Here is a 24,082-nt window from a genome sequence, read left to right as displayed (position 1 = left end):
TGTGATCAATTACATTTTCTTTTGATTTAATGATTATTGTTTAATACTTTTAAGGTATCTTTTGGCTTTAAAATAAAACCACTACGTGATGAAATTAAGATTTGCTTTGTTCCTTTTAGTAGTTTTCGGAATGTCCGCTTGTACGCAGTACACCTGTCCGACTTATTCTAAAAAGGATGTAAAAAAGAAAGAAGTGGCAATAGAAAAGGAAAGAATCTAAGCGTCTTTCCTTTATCCATTTCAAGTATTTTTAGTGACGTCCTGCTCACTAATTTCATCACCTCCCATAATTACTAATCTTTCGACAACATTTCGTAATTCACGAATATTGCCTGTCCATTCTAATTTTTGAAGTAAGCTTACAGCTTTAGGGGTAATAGATTTTGGTTTAGTGCCGTACTCTGCGGCAATATCATGGAGAAATTTATCAGTAAGTAGAGGAATATCTTCTGCCCGATCTCTTAATGGTGGTACTTTAATTAGTATTACACTTAATCGATGATATAAATCTTCCCTGAAGTTTTTATTGGCTATTTCTTCTTTCAGATTTTTATTTGTAGCGGCAACAACCCTAACATTTACCGATATTTCTTTATCACCACCAACACGAGTTATTTTATTCTCTTGTAATGCTCTTAACACCTTTGCCTGAGCAGAAAGACTCATATCGCCAATCTCGTCTAAAAACAATGTACCATCATTAGCCAATTCAAACTTACCAATGCGCTGTTTAACGGCAGAGGTAAATGATCCTTTCTCGTGGCCAAAAAGTTCACTCTCTATTAATTCTGATGGAATAGCAGCGCAATTCACCTCTATCAGAGGACCTTTTGAACGAGAGCTCATTTCATGCAACTGCCTGGCAACTAGTTCTTTACCAGTTCCATTTTCGCCAGTTACTAAAACTCTGGCATCAGTGGGAGCTACCTTTTGGATGGTTTCTTTTATTTCAGATATAGGTTTGGAGTCTCCTACAATCATCGATCCTTTGGAAACCTTTTTCTTTAATACTTTGGTTTCTTTTACCAAAGTAGATTTGTCCATGGCATTGCGAATTGTAACCAGGAGTCTGTTGAGGTCTGGTGGCTTTTGAATGAAATCATAGGCACCTTTTTTAGTGGCTTCAACAGCAGTTTCAATTGTTCCATGGGCAGAAATCATAATGAACTGAGTATCTATACCTTCTTCAATGGCTTTTTCAAGTACTTCTAAGCCATCCATTTTCGGCATTTTCACATCACAAAGAGCTACATCAAACTTCTCTTTCATTAAAAGTTTGAGACCTTCCTCACCATCTTTAGCCTCTTCAATGGTGTATTTTTCGTATTCTAAAATTTCTTTGAGTGTATTCCTGATGCTCTGTTCGTCATCAATAATTAGAATTTTAGCCATTAGATCGTTTTATGATGATAAAAAAATGTAAGTCTATAAGCCGGGTTCTGTATCCACCAAAAGGTGGATTCTTGCCATTTATCTAGCCCTGACGTCACCATCAGGATCAAACGACCTACCCACTGATTTGGACGAGCAGCCCTCAAATACCAGCTTATTTGGTCTTTCAACTCGTGAGGTTTACCTAGCACCAGATATCACTACCTAGCCGGTGAGCTCTTACCTCACCTTTTCACCTTTTCCCTGACAAGTCAGGGTAGTTTGTTTTCTGTGGCACATTCTGTTGCTGATTGCTCAGCACCTTCCTGTTAGGAAGCACGATGCTCTATGTTGCCCGGACTTTCCTTATCCCGGTATAACCGGGACACGGCAAGACGACTTACTTTGCAAAAGTAGTTAATTCTATGATTTATGAAGTTCTTAGATAAGTTTTAGTGAACGTCTGCTCCAGTTAATTTGAATTCGTATTCATCAGCAACATTGGCAACTTCCTGAATAATTTCTTTCAGTAATTCTTCTGTAGCTGACTCAACAAAGCTTGACGCTTCTACATGAATAAAATCTTCTACAATGGCGAATTTAGCATGATTGAGGTTTGCATTTTCGCTAAGTAACAATTTAAGATCTAATCCATCTTCAAACTGACATACCTTGGAAGAAAACTCAATTCCAAGCCTATCGTATCGTGGGCTGTGCTTTAGCTTACCCAAAACGGTTTGAAAACGCTCATCAGGTAGGGGAACAATAATAATTGAAGTTCTAATATCGTATTCGGAATAGGTGCCGCCTATCTCTTCGGCATAACTCTCCATAAATGCATTAAGATCCATTTTTGGTTGGTTTTAGTTTGATTAGGTAAGTTAATTAATTGCAATCAATAATAAAATGAATGAAAATAGAATTTACCATTTCTCAACTCCAAGGTAGGACCGGGTATTTTTACCATATTCACAAAATATATTAGGGTATTTAGTGCTTTTGATCGGGTTTTATATTCATTTAAATCAAGATCTAGCCCGATGTAAAACTGTCTTTGAGGATTGAATCCTGCCGATTTATTTGAATCATCATTGGCAAAAATCATATCATTGGCACCATAACCCATTGCAATATTCAACCATTTAGGAAGCTTTGCATTGAATTTTGATAAATCGAAAGAAAGCCAGAAGGTTTGGGCATTATAATCTTTCAACAATTCTTCACTAAGGTTTTTGCCTAAAGTCTCTGGTCTGAGTTCAGCATAAGGACTTTGGCTAAATGAATATTTAGGGTGTACCCGAATTTCTCCCCAGGTTTTTTGTTGCCCATAAAAAAAGAGGCCGCCAGCTGTATTTGCTATAAGGTCGCCATAAGATGCGCCATATTCCGATGAAAAACCATCAAATATCTCAATAGGTGTTAAAGCAATTACGCTTGCAATGCTTCCCCAAAAAATAGATTTATCTTCATCCATATACGCCCAACGCAGTAATTTATACGAGGCGTTACTTATGTGAAATGCAGAATAAAAGTGGCCAACTTTATCTACTTGTTTCCATTCTCTATTGTCGTTGAAGAAGTGAAAACCTTTGCGCTCAAAATCTGAATACCATAGTTGGTCGAGCAAAACTAAGCTTGTAACATATGTAGCGGAACTAGCTATAAGAAGAGGTTTGAGACGGTTTTGGGTAGAGTCTTGAGTATAAGACTTACCTGAAATAGTTATGATTAAAAGAATGAGGATACCTATCTTATTCAGCTTCATCTTCTTCAGGCATAACGGCTTTCGCGTTTATATCTTCTTCCTCACTTTCTTCCTCCTCATTTTCTTCTCTGGCATTCTCACGGCTCTTTTTAAACAAGTCTTTAATTTCATCAAAACTTTGAGTGTGAATTAAGCTAAAGCCGGTGGTTACAGTATTTTGATTCTCTTCTGTAGGGTTGATAGGATTATAATTTGTTCGGTTGTACATTTTTACTTTAAACTTTCCGTTTTCTGTTAGTAGGTATTCCACCGTCCAATCTCCGGCAATACTTGAAACATCAGCTCTGTTTGCCTGATTTGTAAAGCCTCCATCTCTGGTTACGCGCAATCTCCCATCAAAAAACGAATAGGATAAACGCAGCTGAAATGTGTTAAAGGCCTCTTGATCTAACTTTCCAAAATCAACATCTATTTCCAGATTTTCATCTACTTGCGTGATCCAATAGGAAAGTTGATTTGATAATAGTTCACTCACACTACTTGTAATGGAACCGCCCGTGTTAAATGATTGTAAAGGCGAGAATTTTCTAAGGACAATGAGACTGAAAACTTGTCTTTTTAACTCCTGTTCGTCAATACTATTTTTAAATTTTAAAAACTCGAATTCTAAATCTACAGGGTCGCCATTAGGCAACTGAATGTTTCTTGGTAGCGTACCCGTTGTAATATCAAAATCAACACTTGGTGACAATAAAGCCCCATCTATCTCCAGAAGAACATTCACAGGATATTTCCTTCTTAATTCAATAACATCATTTAGGTCTGTATCGCCTCCTAGCTGTTGATCGGACAATAACGGCAAGAATGAAGCTAGCTGGCTGTAAGTAGCATTAATATCTAAAATACCTTGATAAGGGTCGCCATACCAGGATATTTTACTTCCTGGAAGAATTTCAAATTCCTTATTAATGAGATTATAAAGTGTGAAATTATAGCCGCCTTCTTCAATATTAAAATCGCCAAACATGTTGAATTCTCCTTTGGTGTCTATTTCCATTTTAATATCACCATTACCTCTACCTCGAATAATATCACCGGACTTTATGTCGAATATAATTTCACAATAGGCATCGTTTGTAATGTCCAAATCAAAATCAAGTTTAATCCCTCGCAAGTCAACGGATTCAATTTCATCTTGAATAAGTGTATTTAGGTCTTTGCCAAAATCAACAAAGTTGATATATTCCTCTTGCTCTATAGTTTCCGTATCGCCAATAGGTATATATATTTTTGTTCCTTTTTCTGTACGAGCATTCGCAGTAATGTTCATGTTGTTAAGTGGGCCATAAAATGAAATGGTACCTGTAGTTTCTCCATTTCCATAAAAAAGGCTATTGTCTTTGCTCGTTGTATTCAGTATTTGAAAGTCTTGGAAATCAGCATTCATTGAAATACCCATATTTTTAAAGTAGTCATGGGATATGTAGCCATTCAAACTCCCACTTTGTCCTTCTATATCTGTTAGTTTAATATTTCTAAAGCCTATTTTGTTTGAACTTAAGTAGAACTCACCGTCAAAGTCATAATCTGTATTGAGGTAATTCACATGAAGGTGCGCATTGTCAATTGTGCCATTACCATTAAAATTAGGTTTATCAGGGGAGCCAGTGATAAGCACCTCTCCGTTTAAGCTACCTGAAATATTAGTAAAGAAAGAAGATAGAAATGGTTCTATTATTTTAAGCTCTGTACCATTTAAATAGGCTTTTAACTTTAGTTGATTTGAACTGTAAGGGGAGTAGGTTCCGTTTAAATCTAGAATTTTATAACCTAATCTATTAAGCGTGCATTTTACCTGGCTTTCTTTTCTATTGTTATCCCAGTTCATTCTGGAAATCACATTCCCCACTAAAAAATTATCAATACTTAATCCATCAACAACTATGTTATTATCTATAAGTAAATCTGAATACACATTTTTAATACTTGCATAGCCATTCACCTTTCCTTCGATATTTTTATTGAGAATGGTGTTTAGGTTATCCAACTCTAGACTATCGATATTTAATTCTAATATAGCGTCTGGAGACTCGGCCACCTTCCCTATTAATGAGATGCTCTGGTATTTACTATAAAGTTTGATGTTTTCGAAGGAAATAGATTTGCCTGATAATGTGATCAGATTATTTTTTTCAATACTCCAGCTTTCATCCAAAATTTTCAAATCGGCATGGCTAAATCTAAACTGGACAGAATCTCTTAAGAAATCTACCGAACCTGTTATCAAGGCATTGTTGTCATAATCTGATTGTTCAATTTCAAAGTCATATTCTATATGACGGTTATCCCAAATGCCTTCAAAAATCATATCATGACTTCGCACTTTTGAAAATTCTTGAGTTTTAGAAGCCGCATACACCATAGCGAGCACATTGGTGCTATCCGATATCTTAGAAATGTTAACTTGCAGGTCGTTATTGGCAAATACATTGTTGTCTATAATAAGGCTATCAAAACGAGATTCTAAAGCTATGATGGATGTGTAGCCGCCAGTGATGCTACCGTTCAATTTAGTGGAGGGCGATATGTAAACATTGGGTGCAAATACTTCTAAAAGAGGATTCAAATCTTTAATGTTGATATTAAACTCAACATTATAATCCTCGTTTTTTACGTTTTTAGCCAGGTAATACTTTTTAATTTCATCACTGTTATTTCTCAGGCTTAACCTATATTCCTTTAAGAGGTTTTTCAGGCTTGTATATAGTTGAGTGATTTCAAATTCCCCTGATGCAGTGGCATTTAACAAGTTTGTTTTTAACAGTATTATTCTTTGTTCTTCGTCTCTATCAGATATTAATGACAAAGAATCTATCTGGATCGAGTTATTTCTATATTTCAGATAGGTCTTGCCCAAATTCGCTGCGCCTAATATCTCATCAATTTTAAGGCCTCTGGCATTTACATCAGCCTGACTTTTTATGAGCATTTCCTCTTCTGTGAGATTTAAGGCATGTAGATCGGTGGTATCAATTTTTGCTTTAATGTTAAAGAAGTTTAGGCCACCTCGAAGATCAATAGCACCAGTTAAGTCCAATTTAAGATTTGGATCATCAACCTTTAGACTACCTTCAAAAAACTCTTTGGCAAACCGGGCATTGGTTACAATATTTTGATAATCATAATTATTTATTCCAACAGTTTCAACAGTCCCGTTTAAGTTGAAGTCTGCTGTTTCGAGTGTGAATCCTGAACCTTTTATATTTCCGTTTACGGACAGGGCACCAAACAGGTCATTGTTGGTATAACCGCCTAAATCGAAGTTCTGCATCGATAAACGCCCACTGTATGATGATTTACTAATGTCCTCAGAAATTTTCAGGTTAATATCTGAGTCAATTCTACCATATTGTGTGTAAAAGGTTCCTAGTGCTACAAAATCACTGGGAAAACCTAAAAACTCTGCTGTAAAGCTTATGTGCTCTAAAGGTTGAAGACGTTTAAATGTTTTCTCTTTTACGTAGGGTTTTATATCAGTTGTGGTGATGTATGAATTGTAAAGGTCAAAGTCAATAAACGTTTCATCAAAATCTGGCAGACCTGTCATTCGAATCTTTCCTCTAATTGTGGTGCCGCTTCCAAATGATATAGAGGCTTTACTAAATAGAAAGGACCTAACTAGTCCGTTGAAATTCCCAGACACCGTATATTTCTCATTGAATTTTCTGAGTTGAGGTACAAAATAAGATAGGTCGTTAGTATGAATGATGGAATTATTCAGAGAGGCATTTACAAGCACTTTGTTATTAAAATTGCTCATATCCGCAGTACTGTTATAATCAAACCTTACAGAGTCTTTAATTATGCTCTGGCCTACCTTAAGCTCTAAATCATCAAAAAGCATAGCACTTTGTGAAACTGCAAACGAAGTTTTCATTTGATCGATCTTCATCTTCGTTTTTTTATCGTACCCCTTTAGAGAATTAACTTTTAACCCGAAGGTGTCGCTAACAGAGTAAATATTTTCAAAGCGCCCGTTAATACTGTCAATTTCAAAATGATAGTAATCAAAACGATCTGTTAGAGAATCTCTTTGCTGATCATTATAGCTGAAGTTTGACTTAAAAATATTAATGTTATCACAGGAAATATATGCTCTGGATTTGGCGCCTTCTTTTCGTGTGGCGTCTTTAATTTTTTTTATAAAATCATTGATGTTGAGTGTGGTCAGTGAGTCAGTATCGGTAAATACTTTTGTGAGGTAGACGTTGGCTTTGTTTATCACAATATCATCTAAATGATGATTTTCTTTATCAAGTAAATTAGTGAGATCAAAATCTAACTCAATTTTAGCAGCACTAATCATCGTGTTACCTTCAGGATCAATTACTTGTACACCTTCAATATCGATACTATCAAACCACCAAATTGAAATGTGTTGCAATGAAATATTATAGCCTAGCTTTGTAGATATTTTCTCGTTTAAATAATTAACGAGTTTTGTTTGAACATAGGGGAATTGTATTGCTCCTGCTGTGGCAAATAAGAGTAGCAATAAAGACAAGGCTAGCCATAAAACTGTCTTGACAAATCGATTTTTGATAACTTGCGCCAAATTTTAAAAAATGAACCCTATTATACTCGCTATAGAATCATCTTGTGACGAAACTTCCGCTGCTATAATCAAAAAGGGCAAAGTACTTAATAATATTATAGCAACGCAATCTGTACACGAAAATTATGGCGGAGTAGTTCCCGAATTGGCTTCAAGAGCCCATCAGCAGAATATTGTACCAGTTGTTGAAGAAGCCTTGAAAGGTAGCGGTGTAAATAAACAAGACTTGGATGCGGTGGCATTTACTAAGGGGCCAGGCTTACTTGGTGCCTTATTGGTTGGTTCTTCTTTTGCCAAATCATTAGCCCAAGGGTTGAATATTCCTTTAATAGGTGTTAATCACATGCAGGCGCATATTTTAGCCCATTTTATCGATGACCCAAAGCCAACCTTTCCATTTTTATGTTTAACTGTTTCCGGGGGACATACACAAATTGTGTCGGTAAAGGATTACCTGGATATGGAGATTGTGGGTGAAACACAAGACGATGCTGTGGGTGAAGCATTTGATAAATCTGCCAAACTATTGGATTTGCCTTACCCGGGAGGGCCACTGATTGATAAGTATGCACAGAATGGCAATGCGCATGCTTTCGATTTTCCTGATTCTGAAGTTGCTGAACTTGATTTCTCTTTTAGTGGTATAAAAACAGCGTTTTTATATTTTTTGAGAGATAGACTGAAGGAAGATCAAAACTTTATAAAGAACAATCTGAATGATATATGTGCGAGTTTGCAAAGATGTTTGGTTAATATGCTCACCAAAAGATTAATTAAGGCCTCTAAAAAATACGGTATTAAGGAGGTTGCAATTGCAGGAGGCGTATCGGCTAATTCAGGCTTGCGTAAGAGGCTGGATGAACTCGCTAAAGAGTATCATTGGAACGTGTACATTCCGGATTTTGAATACTGCACCGATAACGCTGGTATGATTGCCATGGCGGCTCATTATAAATACCTGGCAGGTGACTTTGAACCATTAACTACTTCACCAGATCCAAGAATGAAATTTTAGTTATGTTGGAGGGTTTAAAAATAGGAGAGAAGGCAACAGTAGAATATAAAGTTAAGCCAACTGATGTACCAAATTTTGATGGTAAGGATGTTCATCCTGTTTGTTCTACTTATGTATTAGCCAGAGAGATAGAATGGTCGTCCCGCCAATTTGTTTTAAAATATAAATTGGATGATGAGGAAGGTATTGGTACTAAATTAACTATTGAGCATATAGGGCCGGCTAAGGTTGGTGAGCTAGTATCAATTACGGCAGAGGCGATGGAGATAAAAGGTAATGAGCTGATTTGCAATTATATAGCTAAAGTGAGCGATCGTATCATTGCCAAGGGAACAACAGGACAGAAGGTGCTAAAAAAGAATGTGATCGAAAAGATTTTCTCTAAATTTGACGGCAATGACTAAGAAAGAGAAGGGGCGGTTTGCCAACGATATTAACATAAAAAATAAGCGGGCAAAGTTCGAGTATGAATTTATAGATAAATACCTGGCTGGAATAGTTTTAAAAGGCACGGAGATAAAATCTATTCGTGAGGGTAAAGTTAACTTACAAGATGGCTATTGCTATTTTAAAGATGGTGAGTTGTTCGTAAAAAATGTGCACATAGCACCATATGCACAGGGTTCATTTTATAATCATACAGAAGATAGAGAAAGGAAATTGCTCCTTAGAAAACAAGAATTAAGCAAACTTGAAAGTAAACTCAATGAAAAGGGTTTAACCATAATCCCAATAAGGCTATTTATCAACGACAGAGGATTGGCTAAAATGGAAATAGCTTTAGGCAAGGGTAAAAAATTGCATGACAAGCGCGATAGCATTAAAGAACGTGATGTGAAGCGGGAGTTGGATAGAATGAAGTTTTGAAAATGGAGATAGGTAATAAGGGTATAGCAAGGCTAAGTATTGTTCCGGTTCGTTCAGAGCCTAAAGATGCTGCTGAAATGGTGACCCAACTACTTTTTGGTGACCATTATACAATTACTGACATATCTGACAATAAGCAGTGGTGCAGAATAAAAATGTACTTCGATGGTTATGAGGGCTGGATTGATGCAAAGCAGCACCATGCCATTTCGAATGAGTATTTTGAACAAATCAATAATTCAGATTATAAAATTTGCACAGACCTATCTGCTACTATTCTCTTCAATAAACATCAAACCAATATTGTAATGGGCAGCGTATTGCCTATTTCAACGAATGAAATATTTAAGGTAGAGGAGCAGCTTGCATTTAATGGTGAAGCAAAAAGTTTGAGTTCGAAAAGAGACGTAGAGTTTTTAATACAGACTGCTAAGAAATATTTGAATGCACCATACTTATGGGGTGGTCGTACTCCTTTTGGTATTGATTGCTCTGGTTTTACGCAAATTATTTTTAGAATGAGTGGCTTTAAACTGCCTAGAGATTCTAAAGACCAAGCCCTTAAAGGTGAATTAATTGAGTTTGATAAAAGACAAGCTGGTGATGTGGCGTTCTTTGCCAATAAGGATGGTAAAATTATACATGTAGGCGTTTTAATCAATGAGAACGAAATCATTCATTCTTCCGGCAAGGTAAGAATTGATTCATTTACACAAGAAGGAATAATACATTCTGATAGTCAGCAGAATACTCACAAACTTCATTCTATTAGAAGGATTATCAAATTGTAAAATAACGATACGCCTCTTATCGTTTCTTGCATACCCCATCATTACGGGGTATCTTAAACGGATGAATAGGAAGGTTTTAGTACTTAATCAGGATAATAGCCCCATTTCTGTATGTACAGTTCAGAGAGCTTTTCTACTGAATTACCTTCGAAAATCGGAGTTGGTTCAGCCAGCGAATGGCTACAAATTGAGGTCAATTACTCAGTCTTTTCCAATGCCGGCAGTTATAAGGCTCAATAAATATGTGAATGTACCATATAAAGGAGTTGCACTTACACGACAGAATATTTTCAGAAGAGACAATTTCCAATGTCAGTATTGTGGGCAGTCAAAGGACCTTACCTTAGATCATGTGATTCCTCGCTCAAAAGGAGGAAAATCAGTATGGGCCAATCTCGTAACAGCCTGTAAGCGTTGTAATACTAAAAAAGGTGATAATTCTCCTGAACAGGCTGATTTATTATTAAAAACCAAGCCATTTAAACCTTCATACGTACTGTTTCTTCGAGATTTCTCAGGGATGTTTTGCGAAGAATGGAAGCCTTACCTTAAAGTTAAAAACAAGTAGTTAGAAGTTAAGTGAAAAGGCTGTTCCATGGCCTAGTTCTGAATCTACTGTTAGAGTGCCATTATGTAGCTGCATAATTTGTCTTGATAAGCTTAGTCCTATTCCGCTTCCCGTAGGTTTTGTAGTGTAAAAAGGGATAAAAATTTGCTCCAATGCCTCGCGCGCGATACCGGAACCATTATCTGATACTACTATTTTAGGATTATTCGAGTCGTTATAGCTGACGGAAATAATAATTCTTGGGTTTTTGATTCCTTCCATAGCCTCAATAGCATTCTTAACTATGTTAATAAGTACTTGCTCAATCAGCTCTTCATCGCCATTAATGATAATATCTTTTGATACTATGGCCGTTTCAATGGTTACATTGGCCTTTCTTAGCTCAGCTTTTAGAAGCTGTAGTAAATGATCTATCAGGGCATCGGCATGTATTGGTTGAATTTTAGGTAATGGTATGGAAGTGTAATCTCGATAGGCATTGATGAATTTAATGAGCCCCTTACTTCGGCCCTCAATGGTTTCAATGCCATCATGTAAATCATCTACAGCATCTTCATTTAAATGATATAAATCTCCTTTTTGCACCAGATCTTCTATTAGCACATCTTTTAAAGTGGAGGTAAGCGATGCAATAGGAGTGATGGAATTCATGATTTCATGGCGTAGTACTTTGGTAAGATTCTGCCATGCTTCTAATTCTTTCTTCTGTAATTCAGGTTGAATGTTTTGCAGTGCAACTAATTTTACTTTTTTGCCTCTTAACACAATTTCAGTGGCTGTAACCGATAATTGAATTTCGCCTTCAAGCCTGAACAGCTCGCTTTTGCCTGTAGGAAGATCGAAGAGTACTTTATAAAGCCTAGACTGTGTTTCAATCAGCTCTTCAATATTTCTGAGTGTGTCGATTTTCAAAAAACGTTTAGCTGTTGCATTTATTAACTGTACATTTCCATCGAGATCGAAAGATATTAATCCGGTGGTAACATGCTCTACTATCGTGTTTAGGTAAAGCAAGTGTTCCTCTTTTTCACTTCTTGCTTTTCTAAACGCTTCTAATACCTGGTTGAATGCCAGGTTCAACTCCTTAAAACTTTTACCCAAGCTATCATCGGCAGAAAAGCCTGAAACAAAATCAGAGTATTTTACAGACTCTAGGAAACGGGTAAGTTTTCTGTTTGTATTTGATATAAACCGAAATAGCTCTGCAAGCTGAAATATAACTACCAAACCTAATACAGCGGCCGTTACATACATATCGGGCGTCATGGCGCAGAAAATAGTTACCGCCATGGTGAGCCCTAAAAGAACTACACGGGAAAGCGTACGAAACCGAAAGTCATTAAAGACCATATTTCTCTAATCTTCTATAGAGTGACGATCGTGTAAGCCCAAGTTCAGAAGCAGCCTGAGTAATATTGCCATTATACTTCTTCAATACTTTTCTAATCAATATTTTCTCTACCTCCTCCAATTTAAACTGATCGAGCATCACATTTTCTGCATCATTATTCGATGGCTGTCCCTGATTGGTAAAGTTGAAATCCTCAGGCTGTAGCACTTGCGAATTGCTCATAATCACTGCTCGTTCAAGAGAGTGTTGCAGCTCACGAACGTTACCAGGCCAATGATGCTTTTGCATTCTGGAAAGGGCTCCTTCACTAATTTTGCTCACACTTTTGGAGTACTTCTTATTGTAGTGATCCAAAAAATGATTGGCTAATAGAGGAATGTCCTCTAACCTGTTTCTTAAAGAAGGCAGTTCAATTTCAATAGTATTGATTCTATAGAGTAAGTCTTGTCTAAACTTATTCTCCTTTACCATATCATACAATGGCATGTTAGTAGCACAAAGTAATCGAATGTCAATGTTAATTTCTTTATTCGAACCCACTCTGCTTACCTTCCTATTTTGCAGAACTGCCAATAATTTAGCCTGTAAAGGCATACTTAAATTCCCAATTTCATCAAGGAAGAGCGTTCCGCCATTGGCAATTTCAAACCTACCAGCCCGATCTTCTTTAGCATCTGTAAAAGCGCCTTTTTTATGGCCGAATAGCTCACTTTCAAAAAGGGTTTCACTTACTGAGCCTAAATCAACATTCACAAAAACTTTATCTCTCCTTGGTGAATTATTATGAATGGCACGTGCTACCATTTCTTTACCTGTCCCGTTTTCCCCAAGAATCAACACATTGGCGTCAGTAACCGCTACACGATCGATCGTCTCAAATGTTTTTCTAATAGCTGGGCTTTGGCCGATGATGTTATCGTACTTATTGTTGATCTGAAGGTTTATCTCCTTCTGCTTGGATCTTAAATCTTCAATTTCCAGCTTAGATTCTCGCAATCTCATGGCTGAGTATAAAGTGGCGAGAAGTTTTTCATTCTCCCATGGCTTTAATACAAAATCAGTGGCTCCGGCCTTAATAGCCTTGACAGCCATTTGCACATCGCCATAAGCTGTTATAAGTACAACTACAGCTGAAGGATCCATTTCTAAAATTTGCTCCAGCCAGTAATACCCCTCTTTTCCACTACTCACATCCTTTGTGAAATTCATATCCAACAGAATCACATCGTAATTTTCATTATTAATGAGTGAAGGAATGGCTTCAGGGTTCTTTTCGAGATCTACCAGTGCAAAGTGCCGCTTTAAAAATATCTTCGCTGCTTTTAGTAAGTCTTCGTTGTCATCTACTATCAGAATCTTCCCAGATTTCGTATTTTTTTCAGTCATAGTTGAGTTTTATGGATATGTACTCGCTTAATATCAAAGTTGATACCGAATTGTTCTTAAATGGTTCTATATGAGAGTAGAAGCCCAAAAAAAGGATTGAGTGGTACATATTGTTGTTAATGAGATTAGGCAAGTATACGATAACTTTTCTGAAATGTTCGCATACGGACAGTTTCGTTCATCAATGAACGGTATCGGACTCTGACATGTTCGAAAATGCCCAATTATCGATAAAATTACATTTGGCACACTTGTTGGCATTCCACTAACCACATAAAATACGCGACTACAAATTGCATGGATAAGAAAATCAAAAAGAAGAAATGGACGGTTAAGCGAATCTCTACTATTGGAGGCGCTACTCTACTGGTAGTATTTGTTGCTTACCAACTACTGTTTGCGGACAGGAGATCGAAATTAAATGTTGAAAAAGAAAAAATTACGATCGCTGAAGTGAAGAGAGGAGTATTTCAGGAATTTATACCTCAAACCGGAACGGTAGAACCAAGTGTCACTTTTTACCTTGATGCCATAGAAGGCGGACAGATTAAAAAGGTTTACAAAGAAAGTGGAGCTATGCTGAAAAAGGGGGATGTGATAATGGAACTCTCCAATTTAAATAGAGAACTAAGCGTGTTAAGCCAAGAGGCTTCTTTGAATGAGAGTATTAACCGTTTAAGGCAAACCCGTTTGCAATTGGAGCAGAATGATTTGCAACAGCAACAAACACTAGCTTTAATTGAGAACCAGCTCGAGATATTAGAACCACAATATAAAAGACAAAAGGCACTTTATGAGAAGGAGCTTATTTCTAAACAGGATTACGAGCAAACTAAAGCTAATTACGAATACAATCTTAAGAGAAAGGAAATTACTTATAAGAGTTATAAGAATGACTCTTTATCCAGGGTAACACAGTTAGTACAACTAAACGAGTCAGAAAGACGTATGATGACTAGTCTAACAGGTGTTGCTCAAATTTTGGATAACCTAACAATTAAATCGCCAATAGATGGATTGTTAACTGCCCCTCAGATGTATGAAGGGCAAACGGTGAATCCGGGACAGAGAGTAGGGCAGGTTGATAAAGTAGGCAGTTATAAGGTAAGCGCTCAGATAGATGAGTTGTATTTACCTAGAATATCAACAGGATTGAAAGCTACAACCAGTTTTGCTGGTGGAGACTATGAATTAGAGATTACTTATATTTATCCTAATATCAATAACGGTAGGTTTCAGGTAGATATGCAATTTTTAGGAGAAGCCCCTGAAGGAATTAGAAGAGGTCAATCGCTCAGATTGAGAATAGAGCTAGGGCAATCTTCTGAGGAGCTATTGTTGCCAGTGGGTGGTTTCTATAAAGATACAGGCGGCAACTGGGTGTTTGTGGTTGATGATTCAGGAGCAAAAGCAGAGAAGAGAGACATAAGACTGGGTAGAAAGAACACTGAACACTTTGAAGTATTAGATGGGTTAGATCCGGGAGAGAGAGTAATTACTTCATCGTACGACAACTTTGGAGATAACGAGGTACTCGTATTACAATAAAAAAGGTCAAAACTTAAACAAGAACTAAACATTACTGAAATGATTAAAATCAAAAACTTACAAAAGGTTTACACTACTGATGAAGTAGAAACAACAGCGCTAAACAGTATAAACATCGAGATAAAAGAAGGGGAGTTTGTAGCGATCATGGGTCCATCTGGATGTGGAAAATCTACCTTATTGAATATTCTTGGTTTGTTGGATAACCCAACAGACGGTGAATACCACTTTGGTGAGCATGAAGTATCTAATTATTCTGAAAGACAAAGAGCTCAGTTAAGAAAAGGATCTATCGGATTCGTTTTCCAGAGCTTTAACTTAATTGATGAACTAACTGTATTTGAAAACGTAGAGCTACCATTATTATACTTGAAAGTACCTTCTGCTGAAAGAAAGCAAAGAGTGGAGGAGGTTTTAGAGCGTATGAACATCATGCACAGAAGAAACCACTTTCCGCAGCAGCTTTCAGGTGGTCAGCAGCAAAGAGTGGCCATAGCCAGAGCTATTGTTGCCAAGCCAAGAGTAATATTAGCCGATGAGCCTACTGGTAACTTAGATTCAGCGAATGGTGAAGAGGTAATGAAGCTTTTAGCTGAATTAAATGAGGAAGGAACAACGATCATCATGGTTACACACTCACCTTACGATGCAAATTATGCACACAGAGTGATTAACTTATTCGATGGTAAAGTAGTAACTGAGAACATCAAAGAGCAGTTTCATATTTAAGTGAACTGTAAATAAAATTGAATCCCGATGCAACCCATCGGGATTTTTTGTCGTAAGGTACTATGCAATGCAAGGTAACTTGCAAAAAAAATCAACTTTAGGTGCAACCTTTTCTTAAAAAGTGCATCTAATGGAAAAAGGTCAAAAACTCAAAACAACAACCCATGATTAAGAATTACCTCAAACTCACCTTCCGGAGTCTTTGGAAAAAAAAGACATTCGTAACTATTAATGTACTTGGTTTAGCCATCTCAATAGCGTGCTGCATTGTCGCATATCTCAATTATGACTATGATGCGAGCTTTGATGTAGAGCACACTAACAAAGAGAATATTTACAGGCTCAATAGTCTTAGGAATTTTCAAGGTAGAATTACCAAACACGGCATCATTCCTAGACCCCTCGGTGCCTTGGCTGCAGAAAATGTTTCTGATTTTGATAAAGTAGCCAATTATATCAATCCTAATGAGAAGTTTAGAATAGAAGATGAGCTATTTAACACCAATATAGTTTTTACTGAACCTTCATTTTTTGAAATATTTACTTTTGAGCGAGCTCAGGGTCAATTGGATATCACTGAAAATGCCAATATTGTCATCAGTGATGAGTTAGCTCAAAAGTATTTTGGAGATGAAGATCCTCTAGGCAAAGTAGTTACGCAAGTTTTAGATAGTGGTGTTCGTGACTATAAAGTAGCAGGTATCTTTAAAAAGAAGCCGCAAAACTCAAGTTTTGGTGGAGTAGAGGCCTTTGCTTCCTTCGAAAACTATTACCTCACAGACCCTGAAAGAAAAAAAGATGATTGGACGCGTTGGACTACAACTTTCGCGCTTTTAACTGATAATTCAAGAATTCCGGCCATTGAAAATCAATTAAATGAATACATCTCGCTCCAAAATGAGGCAAGAGAAGATTTTCAGATAACTAATTTTTATTTAGATCCTTTGGTGGGTATGGCATCCAGAGCTTCCTCTGATGATGTGAGTGGCTGGACCTGGCAGGCCATGCATCCTATGGCTGTAATTGCACCAGCTATAATGGCCGGACTGCTTCTTTTATTGGCTTGCTTTAATTTTACGAATACAAGTATTGCTATGGCTGGCTCTCGATTAAAAGAGATTGGTCTTAGGAAAGTGATGGGTGGTATAAGGCTTCAATTGATAAGGCAATTTATGCTCGAAAGCCTTGTGCTATGCTTTATTTCATTAATACTTGGAGTAATTATAGCTGAATTATTAGTGCCGGCTTACGCTCAATTATGGGAGTTTGATTTACAATTAGTGTATTCTGAAAATCTGGGGTTATTTGGATTTTTAGGTGGAATGCTTGTTTTAACAGGATTACTCGCTGGTAGTTACCCCGCATTTTACATTAGTAAGTTTGAGCCGGTTACAATTCTAAAAGGCACCCAGAAATTTGGTGGTACAAGCCCGTTTACAAAGGTGTTACTTACCGGTCAATTGATCATCGCTTTACTGGCTATTATCGCAAGTATATCATTCATACAAAATGCCAAGTATCAGAAAGAGTTTGATATGGGCTATAAAGGTGACGGTATCATTCACGTTGCCTTTGATAACTACGATGAATATGAAGTCTATAAAAATGCTGCTGTAAATGATGGCAGAATTATTTCCACGACAGGATCACAAGATCAATTATTTGAAGCCTACAGAAATGATCCAATTAGATTTGAAGATCATCAGGAGGAGGTAGATATTTTAAAAGTAGATGAGAACTATCTCGAAACTATGAATATCAGACTGGCAGAAGGTAGAAATTTTGTAAAGGATAGTGAAACGGACATAAAAGAATCGATTCTGGTTACAAAAGAACTTGTGAAGCGCTTTAAATGGGATAACCCAATTGGCAAACGATTAGTTTGGGCAGATACTGTTCAATTGTTCGTAGTAGGTGTGATTGATGATGTATATACAAGATCGTTATGGAATCCATTAGAACCGATGATTTTAAGAATGTCTGCAAAAGAGGATTACAGATTTTTGACAGTAAATACAAGACCATCTGAAGTGGTTGAAGTGAATGAATATTTGGAAGCAAAATGGAAAGAAATATTTCCGGATAGGTTGTATACTGGCGAGTATATTAATCTTGAAGTTACCAGTGCCAATAATGTGAATAAAAACATTGTAACAATGTTTACCTTTTTAGGCTTAGTTGCCACGATACTATCTGTATCAGGATTATTTACACTTGTTTCATTACATATTCTTAAAAAGCTTAAAGAAGTGGCTGTACGTAAAGTATTGGGTGCGTCCGTTAGTAGTGTGGTGCTGAAATTAAACAAACAGTTTTTCATCATCATGCTAATTGCTATAGTGATTAGCTCAACTATCAGTTACTTCATGATTGGTGGATTAATGAGCTCTATCTGGGCGTATCATGTTGAGTTAGGAGCTTTCGTATTCTTAACATCAGGCTTAGTATTCTTATTAATTTCTACCCTAACCGTGGGAACAAAGGTGTATAGTGCAGCAGCATCTAATCCTGTTAACTCGTTAAGGAATGAATAAAAAATACGTGAGACTGTAACATTTGGTCATAATTACAGTCTCATACAATATCAAACAACAACACTTTCAAGGTCATGCTTAAAAACTATTTTAAAGTTGCCCTGCGCAACATCCAGAAACAGAAATTCTTTTCTATTATTAACATCTTAGGTCTTTCTGTAGGAATGGCCGGTGCCTTGTTCATTTCATTATATATTTATGATGAACTGAATTTTGAAAAATTCAACGAAAAAGTGGACAGTATTTATCGAATTAGTTTACACGGTAAATTATCTGAGCAAGAAATCTATACTACTAATTCATGTCCTCCTTTAGCTCAGGCGTTGATAGATGAGATTCCTGAAGTAGAAGAATCAGTACGTGTACGCGACATGGGCGAGTGGATCTTTAGAAATGGTACTTTGGCCTTTAATGAAGAAAATGTTTACGCAGCTGACTCCAACTTCTTTAGTGTATTCAGTTTTAAGATGCTGCATGGTAACCCGCAGACTGCTCTAGTTGAGCCTAATACAATGGTTCTATCCTCAGACCTGGCCATTAAATATTTTGGTAGCGAAACAGCGGCTCTGGATCAGATCATGAATATTGGTAATAATAAGGGTGAATATAAAGTGACTGGTATCATGGAGAATTCCAGACCTGATTCACATTTCAATTTTGATGTGATTCTGTCTATGCGGTCAATTCCCTGGTTGAACAATAGTAACTGGTTGAATAATACATTATTGACATACTATGTGCTAAGACCAGGCGGAGATCCAAAAGCTGTTGATGAAAAATTAGAGCCAATTATGGCGCGTAATGTTACTCCGATAATGCAGCAATTTGTGGGTAAATCTTTAGAGGAGTTTAGAGAAGAGGGTGGTATTTACGAGTATTTCAGCTTTCCTTTAAACGACATTCATTTGTACTCTGATTTTGAAGATGAACCAACACCAACTGGAGATATTTCTTATATCTATATCATGACAGGAATTGGCCTTTTCATAATCCTGCTTGCATGTATTAATTTTATGAACCTTACAACGGCCAGATCTGCCGGACGAGCCAAAGAAGTAGGATTGAGAAAAACATTGGGATCTCTAAGACAAACGCTTATTGCTCAATTCTTAGCCGAGTCTATGATATATTCTGTGTTTGCAGGACTTATTTCTCTATTAGTGGTTTACTTGTTACTACCTTCTTTCAATTCTTTGGCTGGTAAGTCTCTTACGTTTGTAGGTATTTTAGAACCTACAATTTTGTTCACTTTTTTAGGTCTGATTCTTATTGTAGGTATTCTCGCAGGCAGCTATCCGGCCTTTTACTTAACTAGTTTTAAAATAACAGAAGTACTCAAAGGAAAGCTGAGAGCAGGAATGAAATCCGGTGCAGTGAGAAGTGTACTAGTAACATTCCAGTTTTGGATATCTATTGTGCTGATCATTTGTACAGCCATAGTTTTTCAACAGCTTGCATTTATTCAAAACAAAAACTTAGGTATCGATAAAGAGCACATTTTAATTATCGAAGATGTAAGTCGTTTAGAGAATGATGTTCAGGCGTTTAAAAATGAATTGGTCACTAATTCTTTTGTAATGGGTGCAAGCTTTTCTAATAATACTTATCCTGGTACAACTAATAATACTGTTTTTAAGACAACAACCTCTGATCAGGATTATCTGGCGGCAACTCATTTTTCAGATTATGATCATCCTAAAACTTTAGGCTTTAAAATGGTTGAAGGGAGATATTTCTCAGAAGACTTTCCGGCTGATACTGCGGTAGTGGTTGTAAATCAAGCAGCCGTTAAAATGTTTGGTTGGGAAAATCCCTTGGAATCAAAAATCATCAACTTCAATTTCGATGAGCCCACTGAAATGGAGGTGATAGGGGTTACTGAAGATTTTAGTTTTGAGAATTTAAAAATTAATGTAAGGCCATTGATTCTATTACTAACCAAAGAGGCCAATACACTTTATTTAAGATATTCAGGTGAGAAACCGGAAAATGTGTTGAATGCTCTTCAAGGCACATGGGATAAGTATGCCAATGGCGAGCCTTTACAATATTCTTTCTTAGACGAGGAGTATGACGAGGCATTCAGAGCAGAGCAGCGTCTTGGTCAGGTATTTACAGTGTTCACCATAGTGGCCATTTTCATTGCTTGCCTTGGATTGTTTGGTTTATCAGCGTTTATGGCAGAACAACGAACCAAGGAAATTGGAATTAGAAAAGTGATGGGGGCCAGCGTATGGAAAGTTACCGGACTAATGTCAAAAGACTTCTTAAGATTGGTAATCATAGCCTTTGTTCTTTCAATCTATCCGGCATATTACGCCATGGATCAATGGCTCAATGACTTTGCCTTTAGGATTGACATTAGCTATTGGGTTTTTGCAATAAGTGGAATTGTTGCCATTGGTATTGCCTATTTAACTGTAAGCTATCAATCGCTTAAAGCAGCCAAAGTAAATCCGGTGGAGTCTTTGAGATACGAATAATTTGCATGGAGCAAAGAGCAAAGAGCAAAGAGCAAAGAGCAAAGAGCAAAGGGCATAGAGCAAAGAGCATAGAGCATAGAGCAAAGAGCAAAGAGCAAAGAGCATAGAGCAAAGAATAGATTAAATACTCTGAGCCCCGTGCCCTTTGCTCTAAGCCTATACTACTACATTCACAATCTTATTCGGAACCACGATCACTTTTTTAGGGTCTTTACCCTCCAACCATTTTTGGATTATTTCAGAAGCTAATACCTGCTTCTCAATATCTTGTTTTGGCATATCCAAAGGAAAGCTCATTTTGGCTCGCATTTTTCCGTTTACAGATACAGGATACTCGTGTTCACTTTCTACCAGGTATTTTTCATCATACTCTGGGAAAGTAGCTTTTGTTACACTTTCTACATGGCCTAATTTGCTCCATAATTCTTCAGCTATATGCGGTGCATAAGGTGAAAGGGCAATTACTAATGGTTCAAGAACCTTAAACTTGTTGCACTTCAATGAAGTAAGTTCATTGGTGCAAATCATAAATTCACTTACCGTGGTATTGAATGAATAGTTCTCGATATCCTCCTTCGTTTTCTTAAGAGTTTTATGAAGTACTTTTAACTCTTCTTTGGTAGGCTCTGCATCACTTACTTCAAACTGATCCTGATCATTATGGAAGAGGTTCCAGAACCTTCTCAAAAATTTGAATACACCATCAATTCCATTTGTATTCCATGGCTTAAACTGCTCTAACGGCCCAAGAAACATTTCATAGAGTCTTAATGTGTCTGCTCCATAACGTTCAATGATATCATCAGGATTTACCACGTTGTATTTGGATTTTGACATTTTCTCTACTTCTGAGCCACACAAGTACGATTTGTTTGCTTCAGGTATGATAATAGCATCAGCCAGTTCTGGTCTCCAAGCTCTAAACTCAGCTATTTCAAGTACATCATTATTAACTAAGCTAATATCTACATGCCTTGGCGTGATTTTATAGTCGGTTAATTTGGTGAACGACCATGAAGTATTGTTCTTTTTGTTAAATGACTCGATACCTTCATTAATTAGTCGCTCAATGATATCACTTTCAGCCTTGGTGATGTTTGATTTCTTTATTTTGTCAACAACACCTTTCGAGAGATAAATCTCAGGGCTTGCATCGGCAGAATCATCGGTTTTGATATTCAAGCGATAGACAAAGCTCGAAACACCCTGAATCATTCCCTGGTTGATTAATTTCTTGAATGGTTCATCAACGGTAACTAGTCCTAAGTCATATAAAAATTTAGTCCAGAACCGTGCGTACAATAAGTGACCGGTAGCATGTTCAGAACCGCCAATGTACAAATCAACATTTTCCCAATAGGCTTGTGCATCTTTGCTTACGAATTCCTTTTCGTTGTGAGCATCCATATAACGGAAGAAGTACCAGCTACTGCCAGCCCAACCCGGCATTGTGCTTTTTTCAATAGCATCACCTTGTTCTGTTTCCCAGTTAGTTGCTCTTCCTAATGGTGGTTCACCATCTTCTGTTGGTAAATATTTATCCACCTCAGGTAAAACCAAAGGCAGCTTAGATTCATCCATGAGGTAAGGGATATCATTCTTAAAATAAACAGGCAATGGTTCGCCCCAATATCGCTGGCGCGTGAAGATGGCATCTCGCATTCTGTAGTTTACCTTACCGCTACCAATGCCTTTCTTTTCTAATTCTTCTATACCTCTTTTTATTGCTTCTTTTGGAGATAGGCCATTTAAAAAATCAGAATTAATGATTTTCCCTTCCCATGTAGGATCAGCTTTCTCCTCAATGTTCATTGCATCATTAATGGCAGGGATGGGCAAATCAAAATGCTTGGCGAAATCATAATCTCGCTGATCACCAGAAGGTACTGCCATTACTGCACCCGTCCCGTAACCTGCTAATACATAATCTGCTACCCAAACTGGCACTTTCTCTCCGCTGAAAGGATGAATCGCAAAGGTTCCGGTAAATGCACCTGTAATGTGCTTTACATCCATCATACGGTCTCTTTCCGATCTGTTTTTAGCCACTGATACATATTCTTCTACCTCTGCTTTTTTATCGACAGTGGTTATTTTCTTAACTAGATCATGCTCTGGGGCAAGCGCTAAGTATGTAACACCAAAAACAGTATCTAACCTGGTGGTAAATACTTTAATTTTTTCCTCATGGCCATCCAGCTCAAACTCAAATTCAGCACCGATTGATTTACCAATCCAGTTGCGTTGCATTTCTTTAACTGGCTCTGGCCAATCAATTTTTTCAAGACCTTGCAATAAACGCTCGGAGTATGCAGTAATCCGCATCATCCACTGCATCATGTTTTTGCGAATAACGGGGTGGCCACCTCTTTCACTGAAGCCATCTTTTACTTCGTCATTAGAAAGTACTGTACCCAAAGCCGGGCACCAGTTAACTGTTGTGTTTGCCAAATAGGCCAATCTGTATTTTAGAAGTATTTCCTGTTGTTCTTTTTCGGAAAAACCATTCCAAGTACTCGCATCGAATAGAGGAGTGTTATCATCGCATTTGGCTTTGATGTTTTTGTTACCTTCTTTCTCAAAAGTTGAAATTAGGCTAGCTATCGGCTGAGCTTTATCGGCTTTCTGATCATACCAGCTATCAAAAAGCTGCATAAAAATCCATTGCGTCCATTTATAGAATTTAGGATCGCATGTTTGAACCTCTCTATCCCAATCAAACGAGAAACCTATATTTTCAAGCTGCTCTTTATATCTTTTGATATTTTGTTCGGTAGTAATAGCTGGGTGCTGCCCGGTTTGAATTGCATACTGTTCTGCCGGTAATCCGAAAGCATCAAAACCCATGGGATGCAGAACGTTGTACCCGTTCAATTTCTTAAATCTCGAAACAATATCAGAAGCGATATAACCTAGAGGATGGCCTACATGTAATCCTGCTCCTGACGGATAAGGAAACATATCTAACGAGTAAAATTTTGGTTTGTCGGAATTGTTATCAGCCTGATAGCACTTGTTCTGCTGCCAATACTTTTGCCACTTTTTCTCTACTTCTCTAAAGTTATACTCTGCCATTGCTTAAAAATTAAGCTGCAAAAATAAAATTTTAAGCTGTTAGA

17 protein-coding genes and 1 other RNA gene are annotated in these 24,082 nt (G+C 37.1%); 10 read left to right on the top strand and 8 right to left on the bottom strand.

Translation table 11 applies throughout. The annotated features are described in order from the left end of the window. Positions 1–88: 88 nt before the first annotated feature. Complete coding sequence (locus tag JR347_RS18425) at positions 89–220, top strand: hypothetical protein (RefSeq protein WP_262897027.1); 132 nt, start codon at positions 89–91, stop codon at positions 218–220. Between the two features lie 20 nt (positions 221–240). On the opposite strand, the gene JR347_RS16440 is transcribed toward JR347_RS18425, so the two are convergent. From JR347_RS16440 to JR347_RS16420, 5 genes are all read right to left on the bottom strand, one after another. Further along, positions 241–1,392 carry a sigma-54-dependent transcriptional regulator gene (locus JR347_RS16440; RefSeq protein ID WP_205721673.1) on the bottom strand — a complete coding sequence of 384 codons (1,152 nt, stop codon included), beginning with the start codon at positions 1,390–1,392 and terminating at the stop codon, positions 241–243. 20 nt (positions 1,393–1,412) lie between these two features. Beyond that, positions 1,413–1,778, bottom strand: an RNA gene (rnpB, locus tag JR347_RS16435) — RNase P RNA component class A. A 45-nt stretch (positions 1,779–1,823) separates the two neighbouring features. Further along, on the bottom strand, positions 1,824–2,222 hold the full coding sequence (locus tag JR347_RS16430; RefSeq protein ID WP_205721672.1) for a type III secretion system chaperone family protein: 399 nt from the start codon (positions 2,220–2,222) through the stop codon (positions 1,824–1,826). A gap of 44 nt (positions 2,223–2,266) precedes the next feature. Beyond that, complete coding sequence (locus JR347_RS16425) at positions 2,267–3,136, bottom strand: DUF2279 domain-containing protein (protein ID WP_205721671.1); 870 nt, start codon at positions 3,134–3,136, stop codon at positions 2,267–2,269. Beyond that, a complete protein-coding gene (locus tag JR347_RS16420) occupies positions 3,123–7,631 on the bottom strand; it encodes a translocation/assembly module TamB domain-containing protein (RefSeq protein ID WP_205721670.1) in 4,509 nt (1,502 codons plus the stop codon). Before JR347_RS16420 ends, JR347_RS16425 begins: the two co-directional genes overlap by 14 nt. 70 nt (positions 7,632–7,701) lie before the next feature. Between JR347_RS16420 and tsaD the strand changes: the two genes are divergently transcribed. The 5 genes from tsaD to JR347_RS16395 all read left to right on the top strand — a co-directional run bounded on the left by tsaD (position 7,702) and on the right by JR347_RS16395 (position 10,932). Beyond that, positions 7,702–8,706, top strand: coding sequence for a tRNA (adenosine(37)-N6)-threonylcarbamoyltransferase complex transferase subunit TsaD (tsaD, locus tag JR347_RS16415; RefSeq protein ID WP_205721669.1), 1,005 nt, complete (start codon positions 7,702–7,704; stop codon positions 8,704–8,706). Positions 8,707–8,708: 2 nt separating this feature from the next. After that, a complete protein-coding gene (locus JR347_RS16410) occupies positions 8,709–9,110 on the top strand; it encodes a thioesterase family protein (RefSeq protein WP_205721668.1) in 402 nt (133 codons plus the stop codon). Beyond that, complete coding sequence (gene smpB / locus JR347_RS16405) at positions 9,103–9,573, top strand: SsrA-binding protein SmpB (RefSeq protein ID WP_205721667.1); 471 nt, start codon at positions 9,103–9,105, stop codon at positions 9,571–9,573. Before JR347_RS16410 ends, smpB begins: the two co-directional genes overlap by 8 nt. Before the next feature lie 2 nt (positions 9,574–9,575). Next, complete coding sequence (locus JR347_RS16400) at positions 9,576–10,364, top strand: C40 family peptidase (protein ID WP_205721666.1); 789 nt, start codon at positions 9,576–9,578, stop codon at positions 10,362–10,364. 61 nt (positions 10,365–10,425) lie between these two features. Further along, positions 10,426–10,932 carry an HNH endonuclease gene (locus JR347_RS16395; RefSeq protein ID WP_205721665.1) on the top strand — a complete coding sequence of 169 codons (507 nt, stop codon included), beginning with the start codon at positions 10,426–10,428 and terminating at the stop codon, positions 10,930–10,932. Here JR347_RS16395 and JR347_RS16390 read toward each other — a convergent pair whose 3' ends face one another. Together JR347_RS16390 and JR347_RS16385 are read right to left on the bottom strand one after the other, a co-directional pair. Next, positions 10,933–12,222, bottom strand: coding sequence for a sensor histidine kinase (locus JR347_RS16390; protein ID WP_235689700.1), 1,290 nt, complete (start codon positions 12,220–12,222; stop codon positions 10,933–10,935). A 49-nt stretch (positions 12,223–12,271) separates the two neighbouring features. Further along, the gene (locus JR347_RS16385) at positions 12,272–13,669 is read right to left on the bottom strand and encodes a sigma-54-dependent transcriptional regulator (protein ID WP_205721663.1); all 1,398 of its coding nucleotides are present in this window, start codon (positions 13,667–13,669) and stop codon (positions 12,272–12,274) included. 297 nt (positions 13,670–13,966) lie between these two features. Between JR347_RS16385 and JR347_RS16380 the strand changes: the two genes are divergently transcribed. From JR347_RS16380 to JR347_RS16365, 4 genes are all read left to right on the top strand, one after another. Beyond that, the gene (locus tag JR347_RS16380; RefSeq protein WP_205721662.1) at positions 13,967–15,217 is read left to right on the top strand and encodes an efflux RND transporter periplasmic adaptor subunit; all 1,251 of its coding nucleotides are present in this window, start codon (positions 13,967–13,969) and stop codon (positions 15,215–15,217) included. Between the two features lie 39 nt (positions 15,218–15,256). Then, positions 15,257–15,946 carry an ABC transporter ATP-binding protein gene (locus tag JR347_RS16375; RefSeq protein ID WP_205721661.1) on the top strand — a complete coding sequence of 230 codons (690 nt, stop codon included), beginning with the start codon at positions 15,257–15,259 and terminating at the stop codon, positions 15,944–15,946. A gap of 164 nt (positions 15,947–16,110) precedes the next feature. Continuing rightward, positions 16,111–18,480 (top strand): ABC transporter permease, encoded by a 2,370-nt coding sequence (locus tag JR347_RS16370; RefSeq protein WP_205721660.1) that lies wholly within the window; start codon positions 16,111–16,113, stop codon positions 18,478–18,480. A 74-nt stretch (positions 18,481–18,554) separates the two neighbouring features. Beyond that, a complete protein-coding gene (locus JR347_RS16365) occupies positions 18,555–20,963 on the top strand; it encodes an ABC transporter permease (protein ID WP_205721659.1) in 2,409 nt (802 codons plus the stop codon). A 156-nt stretch (positions 20,964–21,119) separates the two neighbouring features. On the opposite strand, the gene JR347_RS16360 is transcribed toward JR347_RS16365, so the two are convergent. Further along, positions 21,120–24,038: a leucine--tRNA ligase gene (locus JR347_RS16360; protein ID WP_205721658.1), complete on the bottom strand. Its 2,919-nt coding sequence runs from the start codon at positions 24,036–24,038 to the stop codon at positions 21,120–21,122. Positions 24,039–24,082: the final 44 nt, after the last annotated feature.

The organism is Fulvivirga lutea (assembly GCF_017068455.1).
In the GTDB taxonomy this organism is placed as follows: Bacteria; Bacteroidota; Bacteroidia; order Cytophagales; family Cyclobacteriaceae; genus Fulvivirga; species Fulvivirga lutea.
This window is presented reverse-complemented; position numbering and strand designations above follow the sequence as displayed.